The organism is Bradyrhizobium sp. USDA 3397, from assembly GCF_054060965.1.
Genome location: NZ_JBSSDS010000001.1, coordinates 5354635 through 5378322, shown reverse-complemented (window position 1 = coordinate 5378322; position 23688 = coordinate 5354635). Strand labels below are relative to the sequence as shown.

Annotated in this window: 19 protein-coding genes; 7 read left to right on the top strand and 12 right to left on the bottom strand. The window is 64.2% G+C overall.

Going from position 1 to position 23688, the window contains the following annotated elements; genetic code table 11:
- Positions 1 to 4 precede the first annotated feature (4 nt).
- The 7 genes from ACVWYQ_RS24810 to urtA form a co-directional block, all read right to left on the bottom strand.
- On the bottom strand, positions 5 to 382 hold the full coding sequence (locus tag ACVWYQ_RS24810; RefSeq protein ID WP_157285380.1) for an FmdB family zinc ribbon protein: 378 nt from the start codon (positions 380 to 382) through the stop codon (positions 5 to 7).
- 108 nt (positions 383 to 490) lie between these two features.
- On the bottom strand, positions 491 to 1720 hold the full coding sequence (fmdA, locus tag ACVWYQ_RS24805) for a formamidase (RefSeq protein WP_028133835.1): 1230 nt from the start codon (positions 1718 to 1720) through the stop codon (positions 491 to 493).
- Positions 1721 to 1747: 27 nt separating this feature from the next.
- On the bottom strand, positions 1748 to 2437 hold the full coding sequence (gene urtE / locus ACVWYQ_RS24800; protein WP_036002119.1) for an urea ABC transporter ATP-binding subunit UrtE: 690 nt from the start codon (positions 2435 to 2437) through the stop codon (positions 1748 to 1750).
- 11 nt (positions 2438 to 2448) lie between these two features.
- Positions 2449 to 3204 (bottom strand): urea ABC transporter ATP-binding protein UrtD, encoded by a 756-nt coding sequence (urtD, locus tag ACVWYQ_RS24795; RefSeq protein ID WP_271541778.1) that lies wholly within the window; start codon positions 3202 to 3204, stop codon positions 2449 to 2451.
- Positions 3205 to 3214: 10 nt separating this feature from the next.
- On the bottom strand, positions 3215 to 4357 hold the full coding sequence (gene urtC / locus ACVWYQ_RS24790; RefSeq protein ID WP_456726478.1) for an urea ABC transporter permease subunit UrtC: 1143 nt from the start codon (positions 4355 to 4357) through the stop codon (positions 3215 to 3217).
- Positions 4358 to 4374: 17 nt separating this feature from the next.
- Entirely contained in the window at positions 4375 to 5301 is a 927-nt protein-coding gene (gene urtB / locus ACVWYQ_RS24785) for an urea ABC transporter permease subunit UrtB (RefSeq protein ID WP_036002129.1), read from the bottom strand.
- A 145-nt stretch (positions 5302 to 5446) separates the two neighbouring features.
- Positions 5447 to 6706, bottom strand: coding sequence for an urea ABC transporter substrate-binding protein (gene urtA, locus ACVWYQ_RS24780; RefSeq protein ID WP_456726477.1), 1260 nt, complete (start codon positions 6704 to 6706; stop codon positions 5447 to 5449).
- 169 nt (positions 6707 to 6875) lie between these two features.
- Here urtA and ACVWYQ_RS24775 point away from each other — a divergent pair, with 169 nt between their 5' ends.
- Both ACVWYQ_RS24775 and ACVWYQ_RS24770 read left to right on the top strand, forming a co-directional pair.
- Entirely contained in the window at positions 6876 to 10247 is a 3372-nt protein-coding gene (locus tag ACVWYQ_RS24775) for a hybrid sensor histidine kinase/response regulator (RefSeq protein WP_456726476.1), read from the top strand.
- On the top strand, positions 10231 to 11157 hold the full coding sequence (locus tag ACVWYQ_RS24770) for a response regulator (protein WP_456726475.1): 927 nt from the start codon (positions 10231 to 10233) through the stop codon (positions 11155 to 11157). Before ACVWYQ_RS24775 ends, ACVWYQ_RS24770 begins: the two co-directional genes overlap by 17 nt.
- Positions 11158 to 11288: 131 nt before the next feature.
- On the opposite strand, the gene ACVWYQ_RS24765 is transcribed toward ACVWYQ_RS24770, so the two are convergent.
- Together ACVWYQ_RS24765 and ACVWYQ_RS24760 are read right to left on the bottom strand one after the other, a co-directional pair.
- Positions 11289 to 12791: a flavin-containing monooxygenase gene (locus ACVWYQ_RS24765; RefSeq protein ID WP_456726474.1), complete on the bottom strand. Its 1503-nt coding sequence runs from the start codon at positions 12789 to 12791 to the stop codon at positions 11289 to 11291.
- A gap of 125 nt (positions 12792 to 12916) precedes the next feature.
- Positions 12917 to 13675, bottom strand: coding sequence for a S1 family peptidase (locus ACVWYQ_RS24760; protein WP_404545254.1), 759 nt, complete (start codon positions 13673 to 13675; stop codon positions 12917 to 12919).
- Positions 13676 to 13779: 104 nt separating this feature from the next.
- Here ACVWYQ_RS24760 and ACVWYQ_RS24755 point away from each other — a divergent pair, with 104 nt between their 5' ends.
- Positions 13780 to 14415 (top strand): HAD-IA family hydrolase, encoded by a 636-nt coding sequence (locus ACVWYQ_RS24755; protein ID WP_271541764.1) that lies wholly within the window; start codon positions 13780 to 13782, stop codon positions 14413 to 14415.
- Between the two features lie 120 nt (positions 14416 to 14535).
- Here ACVWYQ_RS24755 and mtnA read toward each other — a convergent pair whose 3' ends face one another.
- The 3 genes from mtnA to ACVWYQ_RS24740 all read right to left on the bottom strand — a co-directional run bounded on the left by mtnA (position 14536) and on the right by ACVWYQ_RS24740 (position 16907).
- Positions 14536 to 15642: an S-methyl-5-thioribose-1-phosphate isomerase gene (gene mtnA / locus ACVWYQ_RS24750; protein ID WP_456726473.1), complete on the bottom strand. Its 1107-nt coding sequence runs from the start codon at positions 15640 to 15642 to the stop codon at positions 14536 to 14538.
- A gap of 30 nt (positions 15643 to 15672) precedes the next feature.
- Entirely contained in the window at positions 15673 to 16548 is an 876-nt protein-coding gene (locus ACVWYQ_RS24745; protein WP_456726472.1) for an S-methyl-5'-thioadenosine phosphorylase, read from the bottom strand.
- A gap of 86 nt (positions 16549 to 16634) precedes the next feature.
- Positions 16635 to 16907: a phosphopantetheine-binding protein gene (locus ACVWYQ_RS24740; RefSeq protein ID WP_404545247.1), complete on the bottom strand. Its 273-nt coding sequence runs from the start codon at positions 16905 to 16907 to the stop codon at positions 16635 to 16637.
- A 360-nt stretch (positions 16908 to 17267) separates the two neighbouring features.
- On the opposite strand from ACVWYQ_RS24740, the gene ACVWYQ_RS24735 reads away from it, so the two are divergent.
- The 4 genes from ACVWYQ_RS24735 (at position 17268) to ACVWYQ_RS24720 (ending at position 23534) form a co-directional block, all read left to right on the top strand.
- Entirely contained in the window at positions 17268 to 18485 is a 1218-nt protein-coding gene (locus ACVWYQ_RS24735) for an acyl-CoA dehydrogenase family protein (protein ID WP_456726471.1), read from the top strand.
- Positions 18486 to 18540: 55 nt separating this feature from the next.
- Positions 18541 to 19521, top strand: a complete 981-nt coding sequence (locus ACVWYQ_RS24730) for an amino acid--[acyl-carrier-protein] ligase (RefSeq protein ID WP_456726470.1) — start codon at positions 18541 to 18543, stop codon at positions 19519 to 19521.
- A 41-nt stretch (positions 19522 to 19562) separates the two neighbouring features.
- Entirely contained in the window at positions 19563 to 20438 is an 876-nt protein-coding gene (locus ACVWYQ_RS24725; protein ID WP_275501853.1) for an acyl-CoA acyltransferase, read from the top strand.
- Positions 20439 to 20666: 228 nt separating this feature from the next.
- Positions 20667 to 23534 carry a PAS-domain containing protein gene (locus ACVWYQ_RS24720; RefSeq protein ID WP_404545242.1) on the top strand — a complete coding sequence of 956 codons (2868 nt, stop codon included), beginning with the start codon at positions 20667 to 20669 and terminating at the stop codon, positions 23532 to 23534.
- Positions 23535 to 23688: the final 154 nt, after the last annotated feature.

Here is a 23688-nt window from a genome sequence, read left to right as displayed (position 1 = left end):
TGGGTTAGTGGCTGATCATCCAGGGGCGTGCGGTCGGAAAGCCCTTGGCGCCGCTCCTGGTCTTGGTCATCAGCCGCGCCGGCTTCTTCCTGTCCGCCAAACCCTTGTCCTTCACGGTCTTGCCCGAGGAGCAGCAGCCGCAGCCCGGGCCATGGGAAGCCTTATATTGCGCCAGCGTCTGCGGCGCGTGCGTGCTGCGCTCGTTGACGGCGTGCGCCTTGCGCTTCTCCGCCGGCATGCAGAAGAAGTTCGGCGCCGTCAGGATGACGCGGGGCGCCATCGTCTCGCAGTGCGGGCAGCTCTGCGGATCGTCGCATTCCGCCATCGGGCGCAGGTCCTTGAAGGGACCGCAATCGTCACAGAGATATTCGTAGACCGGCATCGCATCACCTACGCTCTTGCCTGTTCACACAACGCGCTGCCTCCGGGCGTCCGGGACAGCCCCTCACCCCGCCCCTCTCCCGAGAGAACGGGGAGAGGGAGCGCGGCGTCACTTGTCCGGCGAGATCGGCATCTGGATGTCGCCGGTGATGTGCTTGATGGGACCGGCCGCCGACGGCATCACGTCGAAGTCGAAGATCTCGGTCGGCAGCCACAGCGTGGCGCAGGCATTGGGCACGTCGACCACGCCGGAGATGTGGCCCTGGCACGGCGCGGTGCCGAGGATCGAATAGGCCTGGGCGCCGGAATAGCCGAACTTCTTGAGATACTCGATCGCATTCAAGCAGGCCTGGCGATAGGCGATGTGGACGTCGAGATAGTGCTGCTTGCCGGCCTCGTCCACCGAGATACCTTCGAAGATCAGATAGTCCTTGTAGTTCGGCGTGATCGGCGACGGCTTGAAGATCGGATTCTTGATGCCGTACTTCGACATGCCGTCCTTGATCACTTCCACCTTCAGGTGGAGCCAGCCGGCCATCTCGATCGCACCGCAGAAGGTGATCTCGCCGTCGCCCTGGCTGAAGTGCAGGTCGCCCATCGATAGGCCCGCGCCGGGGACGTAGACCGGGAAGTAGATCTTCGAGCCGCGCGAGAGATCCTTGATGTCGCAATTGCCGCCATGCTCGCGCGGCGGCACGGTGCGCGCACCCTCGGCACCGATCTTGGCTTTGACGTCGCCCTTGGCGCGGCCGCCATGGGCGGTCGGCGCGAACGGCGGGTTGGCAAGGCCGGGCACGCGGGTTGGGTTGGTCGAGATCAGCTCGGCCTCGCGCTTGTTCCAGGTGTCCAGCATCTTCGGATCGGGCAGACAGCCGATCAGGCCGGGATGGATGAGACCGGCGAAATTGACGCCGGGCACGTGACGCGACGAGGTGTAGAGACCCTTGATGTCCCAGATCGACTTCTGCGCCAGCGGGAAATGGTCGGTGAGGAAGCCGCCGCCGTTCTGCTTGGAGAAGAAGCCGTTGAAGCCCCACAGGCTCTCCTTGAGCGGACCGACGTCGAGCAGGTCGACCACGAGAAGGTCGCCGGGCTCGGCGCCCTTGACGCCGATCGGGCCGGAGAGGAAGTGCACGATCGACAGGTCGATGTCGCGCACGTCGTCGGCGGAATCGTTGTTCTTGATGAAGCCGCCGGTCCAGTCATAGGTCTCGATGATGAAATCGTCGCCGGGATTGACCCAGGCCACGATCGGGATGTCGGGGTGCCAGCGGTTGTGCACCATGTCGTTTTCATAGGCCGACTTGGTGAGATCGACCTTGATCAGTGTCTCTGGCATCGAGATGCTCCCCTTTTACACGGTTGGTTAGACGGACAGATATTTCGAGACCTGCGCGGCATCGACGGCATCGCGCGGATCGTCGCGCACGATCTCGCCGTTCTCGATCACCAGCACGCGGTCGGCGATGTCGAGCGCGAAACTGAGGACCTGCTCGGACACGACGATCGACAGCCCCTTCTCGTCGCGGATGCGCTTGAGGGTGCGCGCCATCTCCTTGATGATGGAGGGCTGGATGCCTTCGGTCGGTTCGTCCAGCAGCAGCACCTTCGGCTTGGTGGCGAGCGCGCGCGCGATCGCCAATTGTTGTTGTTGTCCGCCGGAGAGATTGCCGCCGCGGCGGCCTTTCATCTCGAGCAGCACCGGGAACAATTCGTAGATGTCGTCAGGCACCTCGGAGCCGCCCGAGACGACGAGCCCGGTCTCGATGTTCTCCTTCACCGTCATGGTGGAGAAGATCATGCGGCCCTGCGGCACATAGGCGAGGCCCTTGGCGACGCGCTCAAAGCTCTTGAGGTTGCCGAGCTCGGCGCCGTCCATGTTCACCGAGCCGCTTTTGGCCGGCAGGATGCCCATCAGCGACTTCATCAGCGTGGTCTTGCCCATGCCGTTGCGGCCCATGATCGCGACGATCTCGTTCGCCGCGACCTTGACGTTGAGCCCGTGCAGCACCTCGCTCTGGCCGTAGGCGACGTGGAGATCGGAAATAGCCAGCATCAGCGTGCTCCTTAATGGCCCAGGTACACTTCGATGACCTTGGGATCGTTCTTCACCTTCTCCATGGTCCCTTCCGAAAGGATCTGGCCCTGGTGCAGCACGGTGACCTTGTGCGCGATGTCCTCGACGAACTTCATGTCGTGCTCGATCACCAGCACCGAACGGTTCTTGATGATGCGGTTGAGCAGCTCGGCGGTCTTGGCGCGTTCGGACACGCTCATGCCGGCGACGGGCTCGTCTAGCATCAGCAGATCGGGATCCTGGATCAGCAGCATGCCGATCTCGAGCCACTGCTTCTGGCCATGGCTAAGCTCGTCGGCATAGGTGTTGAGCTTGTCCTTGAGGAAGATCATCTCGGCGACTTCCTCGACCCGTTCCTTCACCGGCTGATCGCGCTGGAAGGTCAACGAGCCGAACACGGTGCGGCCGCGCGGAAACGAGATCTCGAGATTCTCGAACACGGTGAGATCCTCGAACACCGACGGCGTCTGGAACTTGCGACCGACGCCGGTTTGCACGATCTCGTTCTCCCTCATCTTCGTGAGCTCCTTGCCACGAAACTGAATCGAGCCCGAGGTCGCCTTGGTCTTGCCGCAGATCAAATCGAGCACCGTGGTCTTGCCGGCGCCGTTGGGACCGATGATGACGCGGATCTCGTTCTCCTCGACATAGAAGGAGAGGTCGTTGACCGCCTTGAACCCGTCGAACGAGACGGTGAGGCCGGAGACCGCGAGCAGGAAGTCCTTGGGCTGATGACCGATGAGCATGATCGCCTCCTCACTCTGCCGGTGCGCCGTCGGCGACGGAATTGTCGGTCCAGCCCGCCTTCGGCTTGCGCGAGGCGAACAGCCGGTCGATGCGGGGCTGCACGTAATCGGCCCAAAGCCCGGACAGGCCGTTGGGGAAAGCGAGCACGACCGCAATAAACAGCGCGCCGAGACCGAACAGCCAGAGTTGAGGGAAGGATTCCGACAGGCTGGTCTTGGCGAAGTTCACCAGGATGGCGCCCCAGACAGCGCCGAAGATCGACATCCGCCCGCCGACCGCGGTGTAGATCACCATCTCGATCGACGGCACGATGCCGACGAAGGACGGCGACATGAATCCGACGTTGAGCGCGAACATGGCGCCACCGATCGCGGCGAAGATCGCAGCCATGCAGAAGGCGAAGATCTTGAAATTGGCGACGCTGTAGCCGGAGAAGCGGACGCGGTCCTCCTGCTCGCGCATCGCCACCAAGATGCGTCCGAGCTTGGTCAGGCGGATGAACTGCGCAATGCCGATGCAGGCGAACAGCAACACCACCTCGACGAAGTACAGGACGATCTTGGCGTGGTCGGGCCGGATGTCCCAACCCTTCAGCGTGCGCAGGTCGGTCATGCCGTTGATGCCGCCGGTATAGCCCTGCTGTCCCACGATCAGGATGGTGAGGATGGCGGCGACGGCCTGGGTGATGATCGCGAAATAGGTGCCGCCGACGCGGCGCTTGAACATCGCGGTGCCGATGATCAGGGCGAACAGGCCGGGGACCAGGATGATGGCGAGGATGGTGAAGGTGAGGCTGTGAAACGGCTGCCAGAAGAACGGCAGCGCCGTGATCTGATTCCAGTCCATGAAATCGGGGATGCCGGGCGTCGACTGGATCTTGGTGTTCTCGACGCTTGAGGCCTCGAGCTTGAGGAACATCGCCATGCAATAGCCGCCGAGGCCGAAGAACACGCCCTGCCCCAGGCTCAGGATGCCGCCATAACCCCAGCACAGCACGAGGCCGATCGCGACAAAGGCATAGGTCAGGTATTTCGCGACCAGGTTGAGGCGGAACACGTCCAGCGTCAGCGGCAGGATCACGAACAGCACGGCGGCGAGCGCAATGAAGCCCATCAGTTCGGATCGGTTGAAGAAGCGTGAGTTGATGATCATGACTTTCCTGCTTCTCGTTATTTGCGGACCTTGAGGGCGAACAGACCCTGCGGCCGCAGCATCAGGATGCCGACGACGGCGAGCAGCGTGAGCACCTTGGCCATCGAGCCCGACATGAAGAACTCGAGCGTCGATTGCGTCTGCGAGATCGAGAAGGCCGAGGCGATGGTGCCGAGCAGGCTGGCGGCGCCGCCGAACACGACGACGAGGAAGGTGTCGACGATGTAGAGCTGGCCCGACGTCGGCCCGGTCGAGCCGATCATGGTGAAGGCGCTGCCGGCGACACCGGCGATGCCGCAGCCGAGCCCGAAGGTGTAGCGGTCGACCTTCTCGGTGTTGATGCCGACCGCGCCGGCCATGATGCGGTTCTGCACGACCGCACGGACCTGACGGCCCCAGCGCGACATGTAGAGAACGTAGGCGACGGCAATGGTGATCAGCACGGTGAGGCACATCACGAAGACGCCGTTGATCGGCACCTCGATGCTGTCGGTGACGCGCAGCGAGCCCAGCATCCATTGCGGCAGCTCGACGCCGACCTCGCGCGCGCCGAACACCGAGCGATAGGCCTGCTGCAGCATCAGGCTGAGGCCCCAGGTCGCGAGCAGCGTATCGAGCGGGCGCTTGTAGAGGTGCCGTATCAGCCCCCATTCCACCAGCATGCCCAGCGCGCCCGATGCGAGGAAGGCCAGTATCATGGCAAGGAAGAAGTAGCCGCTGAAGAGGCTCGGCAAATAGGCCTGGAAGAGATTGGAAGTCATCCAGGTGACGTAGGCTCCGAGGATCATGAACTCGCCGTGGGCCATGTTGATGACGCCCATCTGGCCGAAGATGATCGCAAGGCCGAGTGCCATCAGGACGTAGACGGAGAACAGGATCAGTCCGGCAAACCCCTGCATGACGAAGATCGAGCCGAGGTCGCCAATCGAATAGTCGCCGAACATCCATGTCCTCCGTCGGGAAAGGATCCCGCGTCGCGAGCAGGTTCGCGACGCGGGGGCTTGAGGCATGGACTTGCGATCCACGCCAGGGAGCGGTTTTGCCTTGGGGGAAAAGTGCGACGGGCGTCGCGACTTACTGGTAGCGCTCTTACTGGTAGCCCTTGGGGAACGGATCCGGCTCAACGAGATCGGCGGTCTCGTAGATCAGCTCGAACTGGCCATCGAGCTTGGCGCGCCCCACCCGGGTCTTCGACCAGAGGTGATGGTTCTCGTGGATGCGCACATAGCCTTCCGGCGCGCCCTTGAACTCGACGCCGGTCGAGGCCGTGGCGATCTTGTCGACGTCGAAAGAGCCGGCCTTCTCGACCGTCAGCTTCCACAGCCAGGGGCCGAGATAGGCAGCCTGGGTGACGTCTCCGATCACGGTCTTCTCGCCCCACATCTTCTTGAACGCCGAGACGAAAGCCTTGTTGTTCGCATTATCGAGCGACTGGAAGTACTTCATGCAGGCATAAGCGCCCGCGATGTTCTCGCCGCCGATACCGTCGATCTCGTCCTCGGTCACCGAGATCGTCAGCAGTGCCTGCTTGGAGAGATCGATGCCGGCCGCCTTGAGCTGCTTGTAGAAGGCGACGTTCGAACCGCCGACGACGTCGGTGAAGATCACGTCCGGCTTGGTCAGCTTGATCTTGTTGATGACCGAGTTGAACTGCGTCGAGCCGAGCGCATAATATTCCTCGCCGACGACCTTGCCCTTGAGCACGTTTTCGACGTGCTTGCGCGCGATCTTGTTGGAGGTGCGTGGCCAGATGTAGTCCGAACCGATGAAGAAGAAGGACTTCGCGCCCTTCTCCTTGGCGATCCAGTTCAGGCCGGCGAGAATCTGCTGGGTCGCTTCCTGGCCGGTGTAGATGACGTTCTTGGACTGCTCGAGGCCTTCGTAGAAGGTCGGGTAGTAGAGCATGCCGTTATACTGCTCGACGACCGGCAGCACCGCCTTGCGCGAGGCCGAGGTCCAGCAGCCCATGATCGCCGCGACCTTGTCGTTGACAAGCAGCTTCTTCGCCTTCTCGGCGAAGGTCGGCCAGTCCGACGCGCCGTCCTCCTGGATGAACTTGATCTTGCGGCCGAGCACGCCGCCGGCCGCGTTGATCTGCTCGATAGCGAGCTTTTCGGCCTGGATCGAGCCGGTCTCGGAGATCGCCATGGTGCCGGTCGCCGAATGCAGGATGCCGACCGTGACCTCGGTGTCGGTGACGGCCAGACCCGTGGTGTTGACCGCCGAGGTCGCCGGCGCCTGCGCGAATGACCCGCGCGGCAGCATGGTGATGGCCGGCACCGCGGCCATTCCCATCAATAATCTGCGCCGCAGCGGCGACAATAGCCCCTTGTTTGCTTCGTCTGACATGAGCACCCCACTTTTGTTCGAGAACACGCGATTGGTGCCCGTGAGGATGGCTCGAATTTATGCAGCGCACGCATACGCAAGATCGCGTATACTGCACCGCAAAATGCCGACGTAGGCTTCTGGTACGGAATTTGCGAGGGGTCCGGGTCCGTATCGGGAGTGGGGTTAAGTGGCAGGGCGGCAGCGAATAGACCGCGTCAGGCGCCAGTACAATCAATGGGTCGCCAACCAGACGCTGGAAGATTACGCCCTGCGCTTCACCGCCAAGAGCGCGCGGCGCTGGTCCGCCGCCCGCGTCGCCAACACGGCACTGGGCGCGATCTCGTTCCTGGCGATGGAGGCGATCGGCGGGACCATCACGCTGAACTATGGCGTCACCAACGCGACTGCCGCCATCGTCGTGGTTTCCGTCATCATCTTCGGCTGCGGGGTGCCGATTGCGTATTATGCCGCCAAATGCGGCATCGACATCGACCTGCTGACGCGGGGGGCCGGCTTCGGTTACATCGGCTCGACCGTCACCTCGCTGATCTACGCGTCCTTCACCTTCATTTTCTTCGCGATCGAGGCCGTGATCCTCGCCTCCGCGCTCGAGATGTGCTTCGGGATTCCGCGGCCGGTCGGCTATCTCATCAGCGCCGTCGTCATCATCCCGCTGGTGGCCTACGGCATCACGCTGATCAGCCGCTTCCAATTGTGGACGCAGCCGCTGTGGGTGATCCTTCACATCATTCCGTTCGCCGCGATCGCCTGGCACAATCCGCGCTCCTTTGCGGAGTGGCACAAATTCTCCGGCGAGCACGGCGATCTCAACGGGCACTTCGATCTCCTGCTGTTCGGCGTTGCGGCCTCGGTCGTGTTCTCGCTGGTGGCGCAGATCGGCGAGCAGGTCGACTTCCTGCGGTTCCTGCCGCGCGACCGCCGCGCCTCCAGGGCCTCCTGGTGGATGGCGCTGATGAGCGCGGGGCCGGGCTGGATCGTGCTGGGCGCGCTGAAGCTGCTGGCGGGCTCGTTCCTCGCCTTCTTCGCGCTCAGCCACGGCGTGCCGCCCGAGGAGGCGGCCGAGCCGGCGCACATGTATCTCGAAGCCTTCCGCTACGTGCTGTCGCAGCCCGACCTCGCTTTGGCCTTGACCGGCACCTTCGTGATCCTGTCGCAGGTCAAGATCAACGTTACCAACGCCTATGCCGGCTCGATCGCCTGGTCGAACTTCTTCTCGCGCTTGACCCACAGCCATCCCGGACGCGTGGTATGGCTGGTCTTCAACGTCGTCGTGGCCCTGCTGCTGATGGAGATCGGCGTCTACAAGGCGCTGGAGCAGACGCTTGCGCTCTATTCCAACGTCGCGATCGCCTGGGTCGGCGCGCTGGTCGCCGACCTCGTCATCAACAAGCCGCTCGGACTGCGGCCGCAGCAGATCGAGTTCAAGCGCGCGCATCTCTACGACGTTAATCCGGTCGGCGTGGGAGCGATGACGATCGCGACCATCGTCTCGATCAGCGCCTTCTACGGCCTGTTCGGGCCGACCGCGAAGGCGCTGTCGGCCTTCATCGCGCTCGCGGCGGCCTTCCTCACGGCGCCGTTGATCGCCTGGGCCACAGGCGGCAAATACTACATCGCGCGCAAGCCGAAGCGGAGCTGGCAGAACATCGAGGCGATCCAGTGCTGCATCTGTGAGCACTCGTTCGAGCCGGAGGACATGGCCTCCTGCCCCGCTTATGCGGGGCCGATCTGCTCGCTGTGCTGTTCGCTGGACGCGCGCTGCCACGATCTCTGCAAGCCGCACGCGAGATTCCAGGCGCAGGTGTCGGAAACGCTGGGCCGGCTGATGCCGCAGCCGATCTACGCCCGGATCAACTCGCAAGTCGGCCACTATATCGGTGTCTTCGTGGTCTCCGCCGGCCTGATCGCCCTGGTGCTGGGACTCATCTATCTACAGACGTCGGCGAACGTGCACGGCGACAACGAGCTCGTGTCCGACGTGCTGTGGAAGGTGTTCTTCTCGCTCAGCATTATCATCGGCGTGGTGGCGTGGCTGTTCGTGCTGGCGCAGCAGAGCCGCCGCGCCGCCGAGGCCGAGACGCGGCGGCAGACCGCGCTGCTGATCCAGGAGATCGACGCGCACAAGCGCACCGATGCCGAGCTCCAGCGTGCCAAGGAGGTCGCCGAATCCGCCAATCTCGCCAAGAGCCGCTATGTGGTCGGGCTGAGCCACGAGCTGCGCTCGCCGCTCAATGCGATCAGCGGCTATGCGCAACTGCTCGAGCAGGATACGAGCCTTGGTGCCAAGCCGCGCGACCAGGTCCGCGTCGTCCGCCGCAGCGCCGACCATCTCTCCGGGCTGATCGACGGCATCCTCGACATCTCCAAGATCGAGGCGGGGCGGCTGTATCTGTCGCGCGACGAGGTGCGCTTGAGCGAGTTCCTCGACCAGCTCGTCGGCATGTTCCGCCTCCAGGCCGCGGCCAAGGGCATCGACTTCGTGTTCAGGCGGCCGCCGACGCTGCCGCGCGTGGTCTATGCCGACGAGAAGCGGCTGCGTCAGGTGCTGATCAACCTGCTCTCGAACGCCATCAAGTTCACCCAGTCCGGCAGCGTGCAGTTCGTGGTGCACTATCGCAGCCCCGTCGCCGAGTTCGAGGTGATCGACACCGGCCCGGGCATTCAGGGCGAGGACCTCGAACGCATCTTCGCGCCATTCGAGCGGGGTGCGCTCGGCGCCTCGCAGCCGCAGACCGGCACCGGCCTCGGGCTCACCATCAGCCGCCTGCTCGCCGGCGTGATGGGCGGGGACATCAAGGTCACGAGCACGGTCGGAACCGGCTCGACCTTCAGGGTCAAGATCCTGCTCTCGGAGGTCGCCAATCCCCAGCGCACCGCGCCGGTGGAGGCGCCGGTCTCAGGCTATCACGGCCCGCGCAAGACCATCCTCGTCACCGACGACGATCCCGTGCATCGCGACCTCCTGCGCGAGGTGCTAACGCCGCTCGGCTTCATCCTGCTCAGCGCACCCGACGGCGCCGGCTGCCTCGCATTGGCGCAGCATTGCCGGCCCGATCTGTTCCTGCTCGACATCTCGATGCCCGCCATGGACGGCTGGGCGGTCGCCGAGGCCTTGCGCGCCAGCGGCCATCATCAGGCCCGCATCCTGATGGTGTCGGCAAGCGCGCTCGAGGCTCATGGCACACCGCTGGCGCAGCCCTTCCACGACGGCTACCTGATGAAGCCGATCGACATCCCGCGGCTGCTGGCAACGATTCGCCAGCTTCTCAAGATCGAATGGCAATACGGCTCGCACGAGGTCGCGGTGCCGTTCTGGCATCCGGAGACCGGATCGAAGCCGCCGCTGCGGCACATCGAGGCGCTGATCGGGCTCGGCCAGATCGGCTACGTCAAGGGCATCCAGCTGAAGCTGGACGAGATCGGCAGCGAGCACCCCGAGCATGCCGACTTCGTCGCGCAGATGCGGTCGCTGGTCGATCGCTTCGATCTCGACCAGTACATGGACACATTGAAGACGTTGCATGCTTATGAGCATTGAATCGAAGAAGCGCGACGTCGCGCTCGTCGTCGACGATTCCCCGGAGACGCTCCGGCTGCTCACCGACGCGCTCGACGGCGCCGGCATGACGGTGATGGTGGCGCTCGACGGCGCCGCGGCGATGCGCATCATCGACCAGATCACGCCCGACATCATCCTGCTCGATGCCGTAATGCCCGGCATCGACGGGTTCGAGACCTGCCGCCGGCTCAAGCGCGATGCGGGTCTCGCCAATGTCCCGGTCATCTTCATGACGGGTCTGGCCGAAACCGAGCACATCGTGCGTGGACTGGAAGCCGGCGGTGTCGACTACGTGACCAAGCCGATCGTGATCGAGGAGATGCTGGCGCGCATCCGGGTCCATCTCGGCAATGCCCGGCTGACCCAGAGCGCGCGCGCCGCGCTCGACGTCTCCGGCCGTTTCCTGTTCGCGGTCAATCGCCAGGGCAATTTGCTGTGGGCGACGCCGCAGGCGCAGAAGCTGCTATCCGATCATCACGGCGCGCAGGCCGACGACTTCGTGCTGCCGCCGACGCTGCTGCAATGGCTCGAGCAGGCGAAGGCCAAGAGCGGCTCGAAATCCCAGGCAGCGTCGCTGCCCGACAATCCGCAGCTCCGCTTCTACTACATGGGCGAGACCGCGCCGAACGAATTCCTGCTGCGGCTATCCAAGGAAGCCGGCACCGCGCTGCCGCCCGAATTCACCAGCGAGCTCGGCCTCACCACGCGCGAGGGCGAGGTGCTGGCCTGGCTTAGCAAGGGCAAGACCAACCGCGACATCGCGCAAATTCTGGGCCTCAGCCCGCGCACCGTCGACAAGCACCTGGAGCAGATCTACGCCAAACTCGGGGTGGAGAACCGGACCGCCGCGGCCGCGATCGCCGCGAATGCGACGCGGCGGAATTCTTGAGCTCGACGAGATCCAACTACCTGCTCGGCGTCATGGCCGGGCTTGTCCCGGCCATCCACGTATTTCTTTCGTGAAAGGCGTGGATGCCCGAGACAAGCCCGGGCATGACGAGTTCGTGGCAGCGGCTCGCTTCAACCATACACGAACGCCTTGTCGTCCAGGTTCGTCTTCGGGATCTCGTCCTTCTCGGTCCAATAATCCTGGCTGTGCTGCCATTCCGGCTTGTCGCCGCGCTTGGGCAACAGGTTCATGTTGCGCATCATGTAGCCGGGGTTGAAGTTTTCCGGATCGATCCAGGGCAGGATCGGCATGTTGTGGTCCTCTGGGCGCAGCTTGACCTCGACTTTCTTTGCGCCCTTCGCCTTCATGTGCCCGAGCAGCCGGCAGACGAAATCGGCGACGAGATCGACGCGCAGCGTCCAGCTGGCGCGGAAATAGCCGAACACCCAGACCATGTTCGGCACGCCCGTGAACATCATGCCGCGATAGGTGACGGTGTCGCCGAAGGCGAGCGGCTTGCCGTCGATCTCGAAGGCGATATCGCCGAGCGCGGCAAGATTGAAGCCGGTCGCAGTGACGATGACATCGGCCTCGAGCAGCTTGCCGGACTTGAGCTGGATGCCGTTCTCGACGAAGCATTCGATCTCGTCGGTGACGACGGAGGCCTTGCCGCTGGCGATGCCCTTGAACAGATCGGCATCCGGCACGAAGGCGATGCGCTGCCGCCAGGGCCGGTATTTTGGCGTGAAGTGGGTCTCGACGTCGTAGTCGGGACCGAGCACGGCGCTGATCTGGCCGATCAGCTCCTTCTTCACCTGCTCGGGCTTGGACACGCAGAGCTTGGTGAAGGCATCCTGCTCGAACAGGATCTTCCGCCGCACGATCTCGTGGATCCAGGCTTCGTCGACCTGCAGCCGTCGTAGTTCCTCCGCGATCTCTATGGCGTTGCGGCCGAGGCGGAAGTAGGTCGGCGAGCGCTGCAGCATGGTGACATGGGCGCACTTGTCGGTGATGTTCGGCACCAGTGTTGCCGCGGTCGCGCCCGAGCCGATCACCACCACTTTCTTGTTCGTGAGGTCGATATCGTCGGGCCAGGTCTGGGGATGGACGATGCGGCCCTTGAAACGGTCCATGCCCTTCCATTCCGGCGTGTAGCCTTCGGAATGGCGATAATAGCCCTGGCACATCCAGAGAAAGTTCGCCGTGAAAGTCCTGGGCTCGCCGGTGTCGGTCGTCACCGCCTCGATGGTCCAGAGATTCTGCTCGCTCGACCAGCTCGCCGAATTGATCTTGTGCTTGTAGCGGATGTGCCGCGCGATATCGTTGTCGTCGATCACTTCCTTTATATAGGAGAGGATCTCTTCGGCGGTCGCAATCGGCGGGCCGACCCAAGGCTTGAAGCTGTAGCCGAAGGTGTGGAGATCGCTGTCGGAGCGAATGCCGGGATAGCGATGTGTGCTCCAGGTGCCGCCGAATGTTTCCTGCGTCTCCAGGATGACGTAGCTCGTGCCCGGAAGCTGCTTCTGGATGTGATAGGCGCTACCGATGCCGGAGATGCCGGCGCCGACGATCAGCACGTCGAAATGTTCAGAAGCCTGTTTGGCCGTGGCGTGACTGCGAACAGCGACATTCATTGTTGCTTCTATGCCTTGCTTGTCTTTGTGGCCGTCCTTGATTGGACGGCGCGTTTCCTCCGCGACGGGCATGATCACCCGCCGCGCCTCCGCTTCAAAATGACATAGATCAAGTCGCGGTCAAATCACAGTGCCGCACCCCAGCTCCGCGCGGTCTGCAAGATCCAGTCGCGATAGAGTGTCAGCGGCGTCACGCCGGTCAAGCCGCCGCAACCGGCGGCGCCGTTCGGTCCTGTCGACCAGCTGATGAGGCCGACGAGCACGGGACCGTTCGACCTGTCCTCGAACACGGGGCCGCCGGAATCGCCGGTGCAGGCGCCAATTCCGCCGCGAACACCGTTGGTTACGGGATCGACCAGGCGAATCTGCAGCGTGCCGGGCTGTCCGGTTGCGACGAGGCCGGCAACGCGCGTGGTGCCACCGCTTTTGCCGTCACCGTGAACCGTGACGCCAATGCCGGCGATGACGAAGCGGCTGCCGACCTGAATCGGAATCGTGGGCATGCCGACCGTCACCGTGGATTTTCCCTTCAGTGGAATTTCCAACTGCAGCAGCGCCACGTCGGCGGTGGCGCGATGCGCCTGCATCGCCTGCATGTTGAAGTTCGGATGGATCGCGATGGTGCGCACGTTCAGCAATTGCGGTTGGCCGTCGCCGCCGCGATCGACGACCTTGTAATCCGCGCCGGGCTGCACGCAATGGGCGACCGTCAACACCAGCCTCGGGGCGATCAGGCTGCCGGTGCAGAAATTGCCGCGCGATCCGACGATGGTGACGACGGCGCGGGCGACGCCATCGGCCTGCGGCGTGCCACCGCCGACGATGGCGTGAGCGGGCGCAGTCAGCAGCAGCGCAACTGCGATGAAGGTGGCAAGCTTCTTCATGGGAACACGCATCGGCATCGGTGAAGGCGGGCGATTGCTTCGGACTGGCTCTTGCCGATAGCGCATGCTAGCCCTCTTGGAAAGCAATTGACGAGGGCAGGACATTGGCGATCGAGGCGGTGATCTTTGATTTCGGCGGCGTGCTGACGAGCTCGCCCTTCGAGGCGTTCACACGGTTCGAGACCGAGCGCGGCCTGCCCGCCGATATCATCCGGCGCACCAACGCCGCCAATCATTTGGAAAACGCCTGGGCCAAATTCGAGCGGGCCGAGGTCGACATCGAGACGTTCGACGCAATGTTCGCCGCCGAATCGCTCGCGCTCGGCGCGGAGGTGCGCGGCCGAGACGTGCTGCCGCTGCTGCAGGGCGATCTGCGCCCGGAGATGGTCGAGGCCCTCAAGCGCATCAAGGCGCAATTCAAGACCGGTTGCATCACCAACAATCTGCCGGCCAACGCGATCGGCAGCATGACGGGGCGCTCCCTCTACATCGCCGAAGTCATGGTGCTGTTCGATCACGTCATCGAATCCGCCAAGATCGGTCTGCGCAAGCCGGATCCACGCATCTACCAGATGATGGTCGAGACGCTGAAGGTCGACCCGAACAATTGCGTTTATCTCGACGATCTCGGCGTCAACCTGAAGCCGGCGCGCCAGATGGGCATGACCACGATCAAGGTCACGAGCGGCGCGCAGGCGATCGCGGAGCTGGAGACGGCGACGGGATTGAAGCTGGGGTAGTTCGACATACGCCGTCATTGCGAGCGCAGCGAAGCAATCCAGAGTCTTTCCGCGGAGGAGGTCTGGATTGCTTCGCTGCGCTCGCAATGACGGTTGTGGCGAGATATCGCCCAACCAAATCTACTTCGCCGCAGCAGCGATCCGTTCCGGAAATGCCGACGCCAGCGCGGCGCGATCCGGCTTCAGCACGCCGCGCTCGGTGATGAGACCGGTGACGAGCCGCGCCGGCGTCACGTCGAAGGCGTAGTTCGCGACCGGCGAGTTCTCGGGCACGATGCGTACCGTCTCCAGCCGGCCGTCCGCGGTGCGGCCGGTCATGTCGGTGACCTCCACGCCGCTGCGCTGCTCGATCGGAATGTCGCGGATGCCGTCATGAACGGCGAAATCGATGGTCGGCGACGGCAGCGCGACGTAGAACGGCACGCCATTGTCATGCGCCGCGAGCGCCTTCAGGTAAGTGCCGATCTTGTTGCAGACGTCGCCATTGGCGGCGACGCGGTCGGTGCCGACGATGGCGAGATCGACCATGCCGTGCTGCATCAGGTGCCCGCCGGTATTGTCCGGGATCACCGTGTGCGGCACGCCGTGATGGCCAAGCTCCCAGGCCGTGAGCGAGGCGCCCTGGTTGCGCGGACGGGTCTCGTCGACCCAGACATGGATCTTGATGCCGCGCTCATGCGCGAGATAGATCGGCGCCGTCGCCGTCCCCCAATCGACGGTGGCGAGCCAGCCGGCGTTGCAATGGGTCAGCACGTTGACCACCTCGCCCGGCTTCTTCGCCGCGGTCGCCTCGATCAGCTTCAGGCCGTTGTCGGCAATGCCGCGATTGATCTCGACGTCCTGCTCGGCGATCTCGTCGGCGCGCGCATAGGCCGCTTCCGCCCGTTCCACCGGATCGATCGGCGCGAGCGCCGCGCGCATCTCGTCCAGCGCCCATTTCAGATTGATCGCGGTCGGCCGCGCCACGACGAGGGTGTCATAAGCGCGTTGCAGCCCGGCGTCGGAGACATCCTCGCGCATCGCGAGCGCCATGCCGTAGGCGGCGGTGGCGCCGATCAGCGGCGCGCCGCGCACCAGCATGTCCCTGATAGCAACGGCCGCATCTTCACACGAGGTCAGCCGCGCAACGACGAATTCATGCGGCAGCCGGCGCTGATCGATCGCTCCGACCGACCAGCCGTCGCGCTCGCGCCAGATGCTGCGGAAATGCTTGCCGTCGACCTTCATGGCATTCTGCCTTTTCGTTTTTCTTGCGTCTCACGCTCGCAGGATGCGCCCGGCCACCGCATCGAGCTTCTTCAGGAGCTCGGGATCGCGCGCCTCCGGCGCCGTGATCAGCGCGGTGTCGAGCGCACGGTCCGAACCGATCGGGCACGGCTCGTGCTCACGCGGAAAATCCTTGGCCAGCCGCGCCACCAGCGCCTTCGCCTTGTCGGCGTTCGAATTCAGCACGCGGATGATGTCCTGCACAGTGACCGCATCGTGGTCGGGATGCCAGCAGTCGAAATCCGTCACCATCGCGACGGTGGCGTAACAGATCTCCGCCTCACGGGCGAGCTTGGCTTCGGGCATATTGGTCATGCCGATCACCGAGTAGCCCAGCGTCTTGTAGGTCATGCTTTCCGCGTAAGTGGAGAATTGCGGCCCTTCCATGCAGACATAAGTGCCGCCGCGCGCGATCGCGATGCCTTCCGCCTCCGCGGCGGCCGCCAGATGGATGCGCAGCCGCGGCGAGACCGGGTGCGCCATCGACACATGCGCGACGCAGCCGCGGCCGAAGAACGAGCTCTCGCGCTTGTGGGTGCGGTCGACGAACTGGTCGACGAGAACGAAGGTGCCCGGCGGCAGTTCCTCCCTGAAGGAACCGCAGGCCGAGAGCGAGATCAAATCGGTGACGCCGGCGCGCTTCAGCACGTCGATGTTGGCGCGATAATTGATGTCGGAGGGGGACAGCCGGTGCCCCTTGTCATGCCGCGGCAGGAACACGATCGGCAGGCCGGCGATGGAGCCACGCCTTAAAGGAGCCGACGGCTCGCCCCAGGGGCTCTCGATCACCTCTTCGCGCGCACCCTCTAAGCCGGGCAGGTCATAGATGCCCGAGCCGCCGATGATGCCCAATATCGCCTGCGTCATGCCTGCTCCACCCTGTCCGCCAAATGTGACATGGTTAAGCTATGCCAGTTTTGCGGCGGATTTGGAACGGGGGGAGATGCGCCTTGTTAAGCGGCGGTCGCCGGCTGGAGCTGCATCGCGACCATCCGCTCCAGCGTCTGCACGGACTGGAAATTCTCCGGCGTGATCTCGGACTGCGGAATGGTGAAGTCGAATTCGGCCTCGACGCCGAGCATGAGATTGACCATGTCCATCGAGGTCAGGCCGATATCGACGAGCTTGGCCGAAGGCGTAACGTCCGCGGCGAGCGAATTCTGCTCGAGGATGCCCTTCACCAGCTTGATGATGCGATTGCGCAAAACGGTATCGAAGGCCTGCATCGGCAAATTCCCATCTGTCTATCGAGGTCGGACCGAACTGCCGGCTACGATGGGTGCGGGCTGCCGGTCCTGCAATGGGGCGGCACCAATACTTTGCGATTCTTAGTAAACGATGACTCAGATTGTCCGAAATCCAGGCTTCTTCCAGAGTCCTAACGCGATACCGGAAAATCCGGCGATGCGAACAACCGGACCTTAACTGTTCGTTCGGAATTGGGTTTTGTTTACCCTCTATTTCATCGACGAATTTGAATTAAATCCGTAGCCTCGTCTCACAAGCAAAGATGGCTGGAGGATCGCCTCAAGCGGCATCGCGAATGATGCCGGCGATCTCGAACGGCAAACCGGAGGCGGACGAGCATGAACGTGCGTGAAGCAGTCCTCACTGTCGACGAAATGCAGGCAAGCTTTCTCGAGCAGGGTCCCTCCCTGATCGAGCGCGCCGCCCGGACCGCCGCAGCGGCCGCGGCCGACGCCGACGAGGTCGATCGCGACGCCCGCTTCCCGCACCGGGCTTTCGACGTCGCGCGTGAGCAGAAGCTGCTCGGCGTGATGATCCCGGTCGAGTTCGGCGGTTTCGGCGCTTCGATCCATGACGTCACCGACATCTGCTACACGCTCGGACGCGCCTGCGCGTCTACGGCGATGATCTACGCGATGCACCAGACCAAGGTCGCCTGCGTCATCAGGCACGGCCATGGCATCCCCTGGATGGAGACCATGATGCGCCGGGTCGCCCGCGACCAGTGGCTGCTCGCCTCCTCCACCACCGAAGGCCAGAACGGCGGCAACATCCGCGCCAGCGCGGCTGCGGTCGACCATGCCGGCGATACCGTCTCGCTGGTGCGCGACGCCACCGTGATCTCCTACGGCGCCGAAGCCGATGGCCTCGTCACCATCGCCCGCCGCGCCACCGAAGCCGCCGCCTCCGACCAGGTGCTGCTGGCGCTCGCCAAGGACGATTATTCGCTGAAGCGGACGCTGGGCTGGGAAACGCTCGGCATGCGCGGCACCTGCTCGACCGGGTTCGAGCTGAAGGTCGACTGCCCCGCCGACCGCGTCTTCCCGGAATCCTATGACAAGATCCACGCCCAGACCATGACGCCGTTCGCGCATCTGTGCTGGTCGTCGGCCTGGGCCGGCATCGCCGCTGCGGCGGTGACGCGCGCGCAGGCCTTCATCCGCAAGGCGGCCCGCTCGTCCGGCGGACAGATGCCCCCGGCCGCGGCGCACTTCACCGCCGCCAAGATGTCGCTGGCCAAGCTGCGCGCGCTGATATCAGCCAATATCGACGCTTTCGCCCGCGTCGAGCACGACGAGCGTGCTCTGAGCTCGCTCGACTTCCAGTCCTCGATCACGCTCTTGAAGGTGCAGGCCTCCGAGCTCGCGGTCGAGACCGTGATGCACGCGATGCGCACCGCGGGACTTGCCGGCTATCGCAACGACGGCGAGTTCACCATGGGCCGTCACCTCCGCGACGTGCTGTCGTCGCCGATCATGATCAACAACGACCGGATCCTGGCCAATGCCGCGACATCGACATTGATGAGCGGGGTGCCGGCGAGCCTTCGCGACTGACGTGCCTCCGCGACCGCTTCAACAAGAAAATTTTGAGATAGCAGGACATCGACCCATGAATATTGCCGTCCTCCCCGACTCGCCCACCACCGCGCCGCAGATGATCGATCCGCTCGATCATCTCGCCGACAAGCTGTTCCACCGCATGGGCGCCGACGGCGTCTATGCTCGCACCGCACTTTATGAGAGCATCGTCGAGAAGCTCGCCGCGCTGATCACCGGTCATCGCGAGGCCGGCACCGAGGTGATGCGCTTCCCGCCGGTGATGAGCCGCTCGCAGCTGGAGAAATCCGGCTATCTCAAGAGCTTTCCCAACCTGCTCGGCTGCGTCTGCGGCCTGCACGGCACCGAACGCGAGATCAACGCCGCCGTGAGCCGCTTCGATGCCGGCGGCGACTGGACGACTTCGCTGTCGCCGGCCGATCTCGTGCTGTCGCCGGCCGCCTGCTATCCGGTCTATCCGATCGCGGCGAGCCGCGGCCAATTGCCGAAGGGTGGCCTGCGCTTCGACGTTGCCGCGGATTGCTTCCGCCGCGAGCCGTCGAAGCATCTCGACCGGCTGCAATCGTTCCGCATGCGCGAATATGTCTGCATCGGCAGCCCCGACGACGTCGCCGATTTCCGCGAGCGCTGGATGGTGCGCGCGCAGAAGATCGCGACCGACCTCGGCCTCACCTTCCGCGTCGACTATGCCAGCGATCCGTTCTTCGGCCGGGTCGGCCAAATGAAGGCGGTGAGCCAGAAGCAGCAGCAGCTCAAGTTCGAACTGCTCATCCCGCTGCGCTCGGAAGAGCAGCCGACGGCATGCATGAGCTTCAACTATCATCGCGAGCATTTCGGCACGACCTGGGGAATTCAGGATGCCGACGGCGAGCCGGCCCACACCGGCTGCGTTGCCTTCGGCATGGACCGCTTGGCCGTCGCCATGTTCCACACCCACGGCACCGATCTTTCCGCCTGGCCCGCCAAGGTGCGGGACGTCCTGAGCCTGCAGCCGCCCGTCGCGGCCGAGGCCCATGGCGAAGGCTGGCGCTGAAGCAACTCACGAGGCCGGCCATTTCCACGGGCAAAACGAGCGTGATCCATACCAAGGTCCGATGCCGCGAGATCACCGAGTCCGACGTCGATAAGATCGCGGACTTGCTGACGCGCGGCTTCGTCGGCCGTTCACGCGACTACTGGATCCAGGGTCTGCGCCGACAGGCCTTCCGGGCCGTGCCGGAGGGTTATCCGCGCTTCGGCTACATGCTCGACGACGACGGCACGCCGGTCGGCGTGCTGCTCTTGATCTACACCTCGCGCAAGGAGGGCGAAGAGACCGCCATCCGGTGCAATCTGTCGAGCTGGTATGTCGATCCGGCCTACCGGAACTACGCACCGCTGCTGACCAAGATCGCCCAGCGGCACAAGCACGTCACTTACTTCAACATCAGCCCCGCGCAGTGGACCTGGCCGATCATCGAAACGCAGGGCTTTCGCGCCTATTGCCGCGGCATATTCTTCTCGGTCCCTGCGCTGGCGCGCGTCCCGCGCTGGAACGAGATCGAGGTCATTCCGCCGCACGCCAAGGAGATCAAGGGGCTTTCCGAGACGGAGACCGAGCTTTTAACGCGACATGCGCGCTACAATTGCCTTAGCCTCGTCTGCCGCACGCCGAAGGGAACCTTCCCCTTCATCCTGCAACCGGTGCGCATCCGCCGCGGTTTCATCGCACCGCCCGCCATGAAGCTGATCTATTGCCGGAGCACCGCAGAATTTGCCGAATGCGCCGGCCGCATCGGACGGCTGCTGCTGCGGCTCGGCAAGATCGCGGTGGCCGTCGATGCCAACGGTCCGGTTCCCGGCCTCGTCGGCATTTACACCGAGCGGCGCGGCCGGAAATACTTCAGGGGCCCGCACCAGCCACAGCTCGGCGACCTCACCGACACGGAGCTCGTGCTGTACGGGCCGTAGAGCAACGCCCGGCTCTGTAAATCTGTACGAGCAGAGCGGGAATATCGCCGCGCTCGTCCGGAGCTACGGCGTATCGCCTTGGCAGCGGGCCGTTTACGCGTGCGCTCACCATCGCCGGTCACCCTCCGTAAACTACGGCGCTTAAGGGAATTTTCCGGCCTGTTCGCTAGCCTCGGCGGCTGAATTAGGTTGCATCAAGTCTATTGCCCGCCGAGGCCCTGCCGACCCATGACGTCGACCCACGACAGCGAGCTTGGTACAGGTCGTGAGCAGGGCCCAGGCGCCCTGGTCGCGCTGAGCCAGCTTGCGCTCGACCACATGGAACAGGGCGTCTGCGTCTACGATGCCGACAACCGGATCGTGGTGACGAACCAGCGCTATCTCACGCTGTTCGACATGTCGGCCGAAATCGTGCGGGTCGGCACCAGCTATCGCGAGGTGCTCGCGCACAGCGCAAGCCGCGGCAACTTTCCGCAAGACCAGCTCGATGCGTTGTATTCGACGCGGATGGCGCAGATCGCCGCGGGCAAGCCGTTCCGCACCGAGCAAATGCTGGCGAGCGGCCTCGTCATGTCGCTCGAGCTGAAGCCGCTCCCCGGCGGCGGCTGGATGACGATCTGCGACGACGTCACCCGCCTCGCCCGGCTCGAAGCGGAACTGCTCGTGCAGACCGAGCGCAGCCAGCACGCGCTCGCCAACATGTCGCACGGACTGATCATGTACGACGTCGACAGCCGTGTCGTCGTCTGCAACGAACGGTTCCTGAAGCTCTACAACCTCGACCCCGAGATCGTGAAGCCCGGCGTCGCGCATTCCACGGTGATCGAGCACTGGATGTCGCGCGGCAACCTGCCGGGCATGTCGGGCGACGAATTCTACCAGAGCCGGCTGGAGGACGTGCGCAGCAGGAAGCCGAAGACGCTGCTGGTGATGCGCTACGACGGACGGATGGTGCAGGCGGTCTCCCGCTTCCTGCCCGACGGCGGCTGGGTGACGGTGCACGAGGACGTCACGGAGCGGCTGCAATACGAGGAAACGCTGCGGCAGCAGAATTTCATCCTCGATGCGGCGCTGGAGAACATGGCGCACGGGCTCGCCTTCTTCGACAGCGACATGCGGCTTCGGGTCTGCAACTCCACCTACCTCAAGATCTACCTGTTGTCGCCGGAGGAGACCCGCCCCGGCACCCACCTCGCCGAGCTGATCGAGCGATCCATAGCGAACGGCGCGTTCTCCCCGGAATACAGCCCGCAGCAGATCCTCAAAGCCGCCCGCGCGCGGATCGCGAGCCGTGATTCCTCGCCGATGCGCCGGCGCATGTCGAACGACACGGTGATCTCGGTACGCTATTGCGCGCTGGCCGAAGGCGGCTTCGTCGCCACCTATGAGGACATTACCGAGCGCGAGCGTGCGATCGAGGAGCTGAGCGAGCAGTACCGCCGGTTCGACGCGGCCCTGAACAACATGAGCCAGGGCCTGTGCATGCTCGACGGCAGCCTGCGCGTGATCGTCTGCAACCGCCGCTACATCGAGATGTACGGAATGGCGCCGGAGATCGTGAAGCCAGGCGTCTCGATGCGCGAGATCATGGAGCACGCCTGCGAGCTCGGCATCCATCCGAACATGACCGGCGCCAAGCTCTATGCCGACTACGTCGAGAGGCTGCGCGAGGGCGAGCACACGCTGCACCGCCATTTGAACGACGGCCGCATCATCAAGCTGAATCACAAGCGCATGGAGCATGGCGGCTGGGTCGTGACCTATGAGGACGTCACCGAGCGCCACAAGGCCCAGGCCCGGGTGGCCCACATGGCGCGGCACGATTCGCTCACCGACCTGCCCAACCGCACGCTGTTCCGCGAGAAGATGGGCGAGGGACTGAACCAGGTCGCGATCGCCGGCGGCGCCATGGCCGTGCTGTGCTTCGACCTCGACAATTTCAAGACCGTCAACGACCGCCTCGGCCACGCCGCCGGCGACCGCCTGCTGCGCTGGGTCGCGGCGCGCCTCAAGGAGAATGTCGGCGAGCACGACACCGTCGCGCGGCTTGGCGGCGACGAGTTCGCCGTTCTCCAGCGCGGGCCGCAGCCGCAATCGGCCGAGGCGCTCGCCCGCCGCCTGGTCGAGATCATCGGTCATCCGCCGCCGCTGGAAAGCCAGTCGATCCATGTCGGCGTCTCCGTCGGCATCGCGATCGCACCCGACCACGGACTCGATGCCGATGAGCTGATGAAATGCGCCGACCTCGCGCTGTACCAGGCCAAGGCCAAGGGGCGCGGAGCCTATCAGCTGTTCGAGCCCGAGATGGAGGAACAGGCGCGCAGCCGGCACGCGCTGGAGCAGGACCTGATCGGCGCGCTGGAAGGGCGTGAATTCCACCTGGTGTTCCAGCCGCAGATGCGGCTCGATTCCTCCGAGCTCACCGGCTTCGAGGCATTGCTGCGCTGGAAGCATCCCTCGCGCGGCTTCGTCTCTCCGGCCGAGTTCATCCCGATTGCGGAGGAGAACGGGCTGATCGTTCCGATCGGCGAATGGGTGCTGCGCACGGCCTGCGCCACCGCCGCGTCCTGGCCCGGCGTCACCGTCGCGGTGAACCTGTCTCCGGTGCAGTTCCGCTCCCGCGGGCTGGTGGCGATGGTCACGAGCGCGCTCGCGGAAGCCGGCCTGCCGCCGCAGCGGCTCGAGCTCGAGGTCACGGAGACGGCGCTGCTGGACGACAGCAAGGCGACCATCGACATCCTGCACCAGCTCCGCGCACTCGGGGTGCGCGTCAGCCTCGACGATTTCGGGGTCGGCTATTCCTCCCTGAGCTATCTGCGCAAGTTTCCGTTCGACCGCATCAAGATCGATCGCTCCTTCGTCGGAACGCTCGGCGAAAGCCCGGAGAGCGTTGCCATCGTCAGAACGATCGCGAGCCTCGGCTCCGTGCTCGGCGTCGAGACCACGGCGGAGGGCGTGGAAACCGAGGAACAGCTCGACTTCGTCCGCGAATGCGGCTGCACCGCGGTGCAAGGCTATTACTTCGGCAAGCCGTGTCTCGCCTCGGAAGTCGACCGCACCATCGAGACGCTGAACACGGTTCGGCGGGTGGCCTGACCCGCTTCGGCCGCTCAAATTCCGCCTCTCGGCACGCGGCCAAACGACGAATTGTCGCAGATGTCGGCTCTGTCGGCGTTAGCTGACCGACGGCCGCACAGCGATGCGCGCAACACGCTTTTCTTCTCCGTCAAATTCAGGAACAATCGCCTCG

Coding starts and splice junctions, on each gene's coding strand:
- urtE (WP_036002119.1), bottom strand. CDS start 2,437: ATGCTGGCTATTTCCGATCTCCACGTCGCCTACGGCCAGAGCGAGGTG.
- urtB (WP_036002129.1), bottom strand. CDS start 5,301: ATGTTCGGCGACTATTCGATTGGCGACCTCGGCTCGATCTTCGTCATG.
- urtC (WP_456726478.1), bottom strand. CDS start 4,357: ATGATCATCAACTCACGCTTCTTCAACCGATCCGAACTGATGGGCTTC.
- mtnA (WP_456726473.1), bottom strand. CDS start 15,642: ATGAAGGTCGACGGCAAGCATTTCCGCAGCATCTGGCGCGAGCGCGAC.
- ACVWYQ_RS24720 (WP_404545242.1), top strand. CDS start 20,667: ATGACGTCGACCCACGACAGCGAGCTTGGTACAGGTCGTGAGCAGGGC.
- ACVWYQ_RS24770 (WP_456726475.1), top strand. CDS start 10,231: ATGCTTATGAGCATTGAATCGAAGAAGCGCGACGTCGCGCTCGTCGTC.
- ACVWYQ_RS24740 (WP_404545247.1), bottom strand. CDS start 16,907: ATGCAGGCCTTCGATACCGTTTTGCGCAATCGCATCATCAAGCTGGTG.
- ACVWYQ_RS24730 (WP_456726470.1), top strand. CDS start 18,541: ATGAATATTGCCGTCCTCCCCGACTCGCCCACCACCGCGCCGCAGATG.
- ACVWYQ_RS24760 (WP_404545254.1), bottom strand. CDS start 13,675: ATGAAGAAGCTTGCCACCTTCATCGCAGTTGCGCTGCTGCTGACTGCG.
- urtD (WP_271541778.1), bottom strand. CDS start 3,204: ATGCTCATCGGTCATCAGCCCAAGGACTTCCTGCTCGCGGTCTCCGGC.
- ACVWYQ_RS24735 (WP_456726471.1), top strand. CDS start 17,268: ATGAACGTGCGTGAAGCAGTCCTCACTGTCGACGAAATGCAGGCAAGC.
- urtA (WP_456726477.1), bottom strand. CDS start 6,706: ATGTCAGACGAAGCAAACAAGGGGCTATTGTCGCCGCTGCGGCGCAGA.
- ACVWYQ_RS24810 (WP_157285380.1), bottom strand. CDS start 382: ATGCCGGTCTACGAATATCTCTGTGACGATTGCGGTCCCTTCAAGGAC.
- ACVWYQ_RS24745 (WP_456726472.1), bottom strand. CDS start 16,548: ATGACGCAGGCGATATTGGGCATCATCGGCGGCTCGGGCATCTATGAC.
- ACVWYQ_RS24765 (WP_456726474.1), bottom strand. CDS start 12,791: ATGAATGTCGCTGTTCGCAGTCACGCCACGGCCAAACAGGCTTCTGAA.
- fmdA (WP_028133835.1), bottom strand. CDS start 1,720: ATGCCAGAGACACTGATCAAGGTCGATCTCACCAAGTCGGCCTATGAA.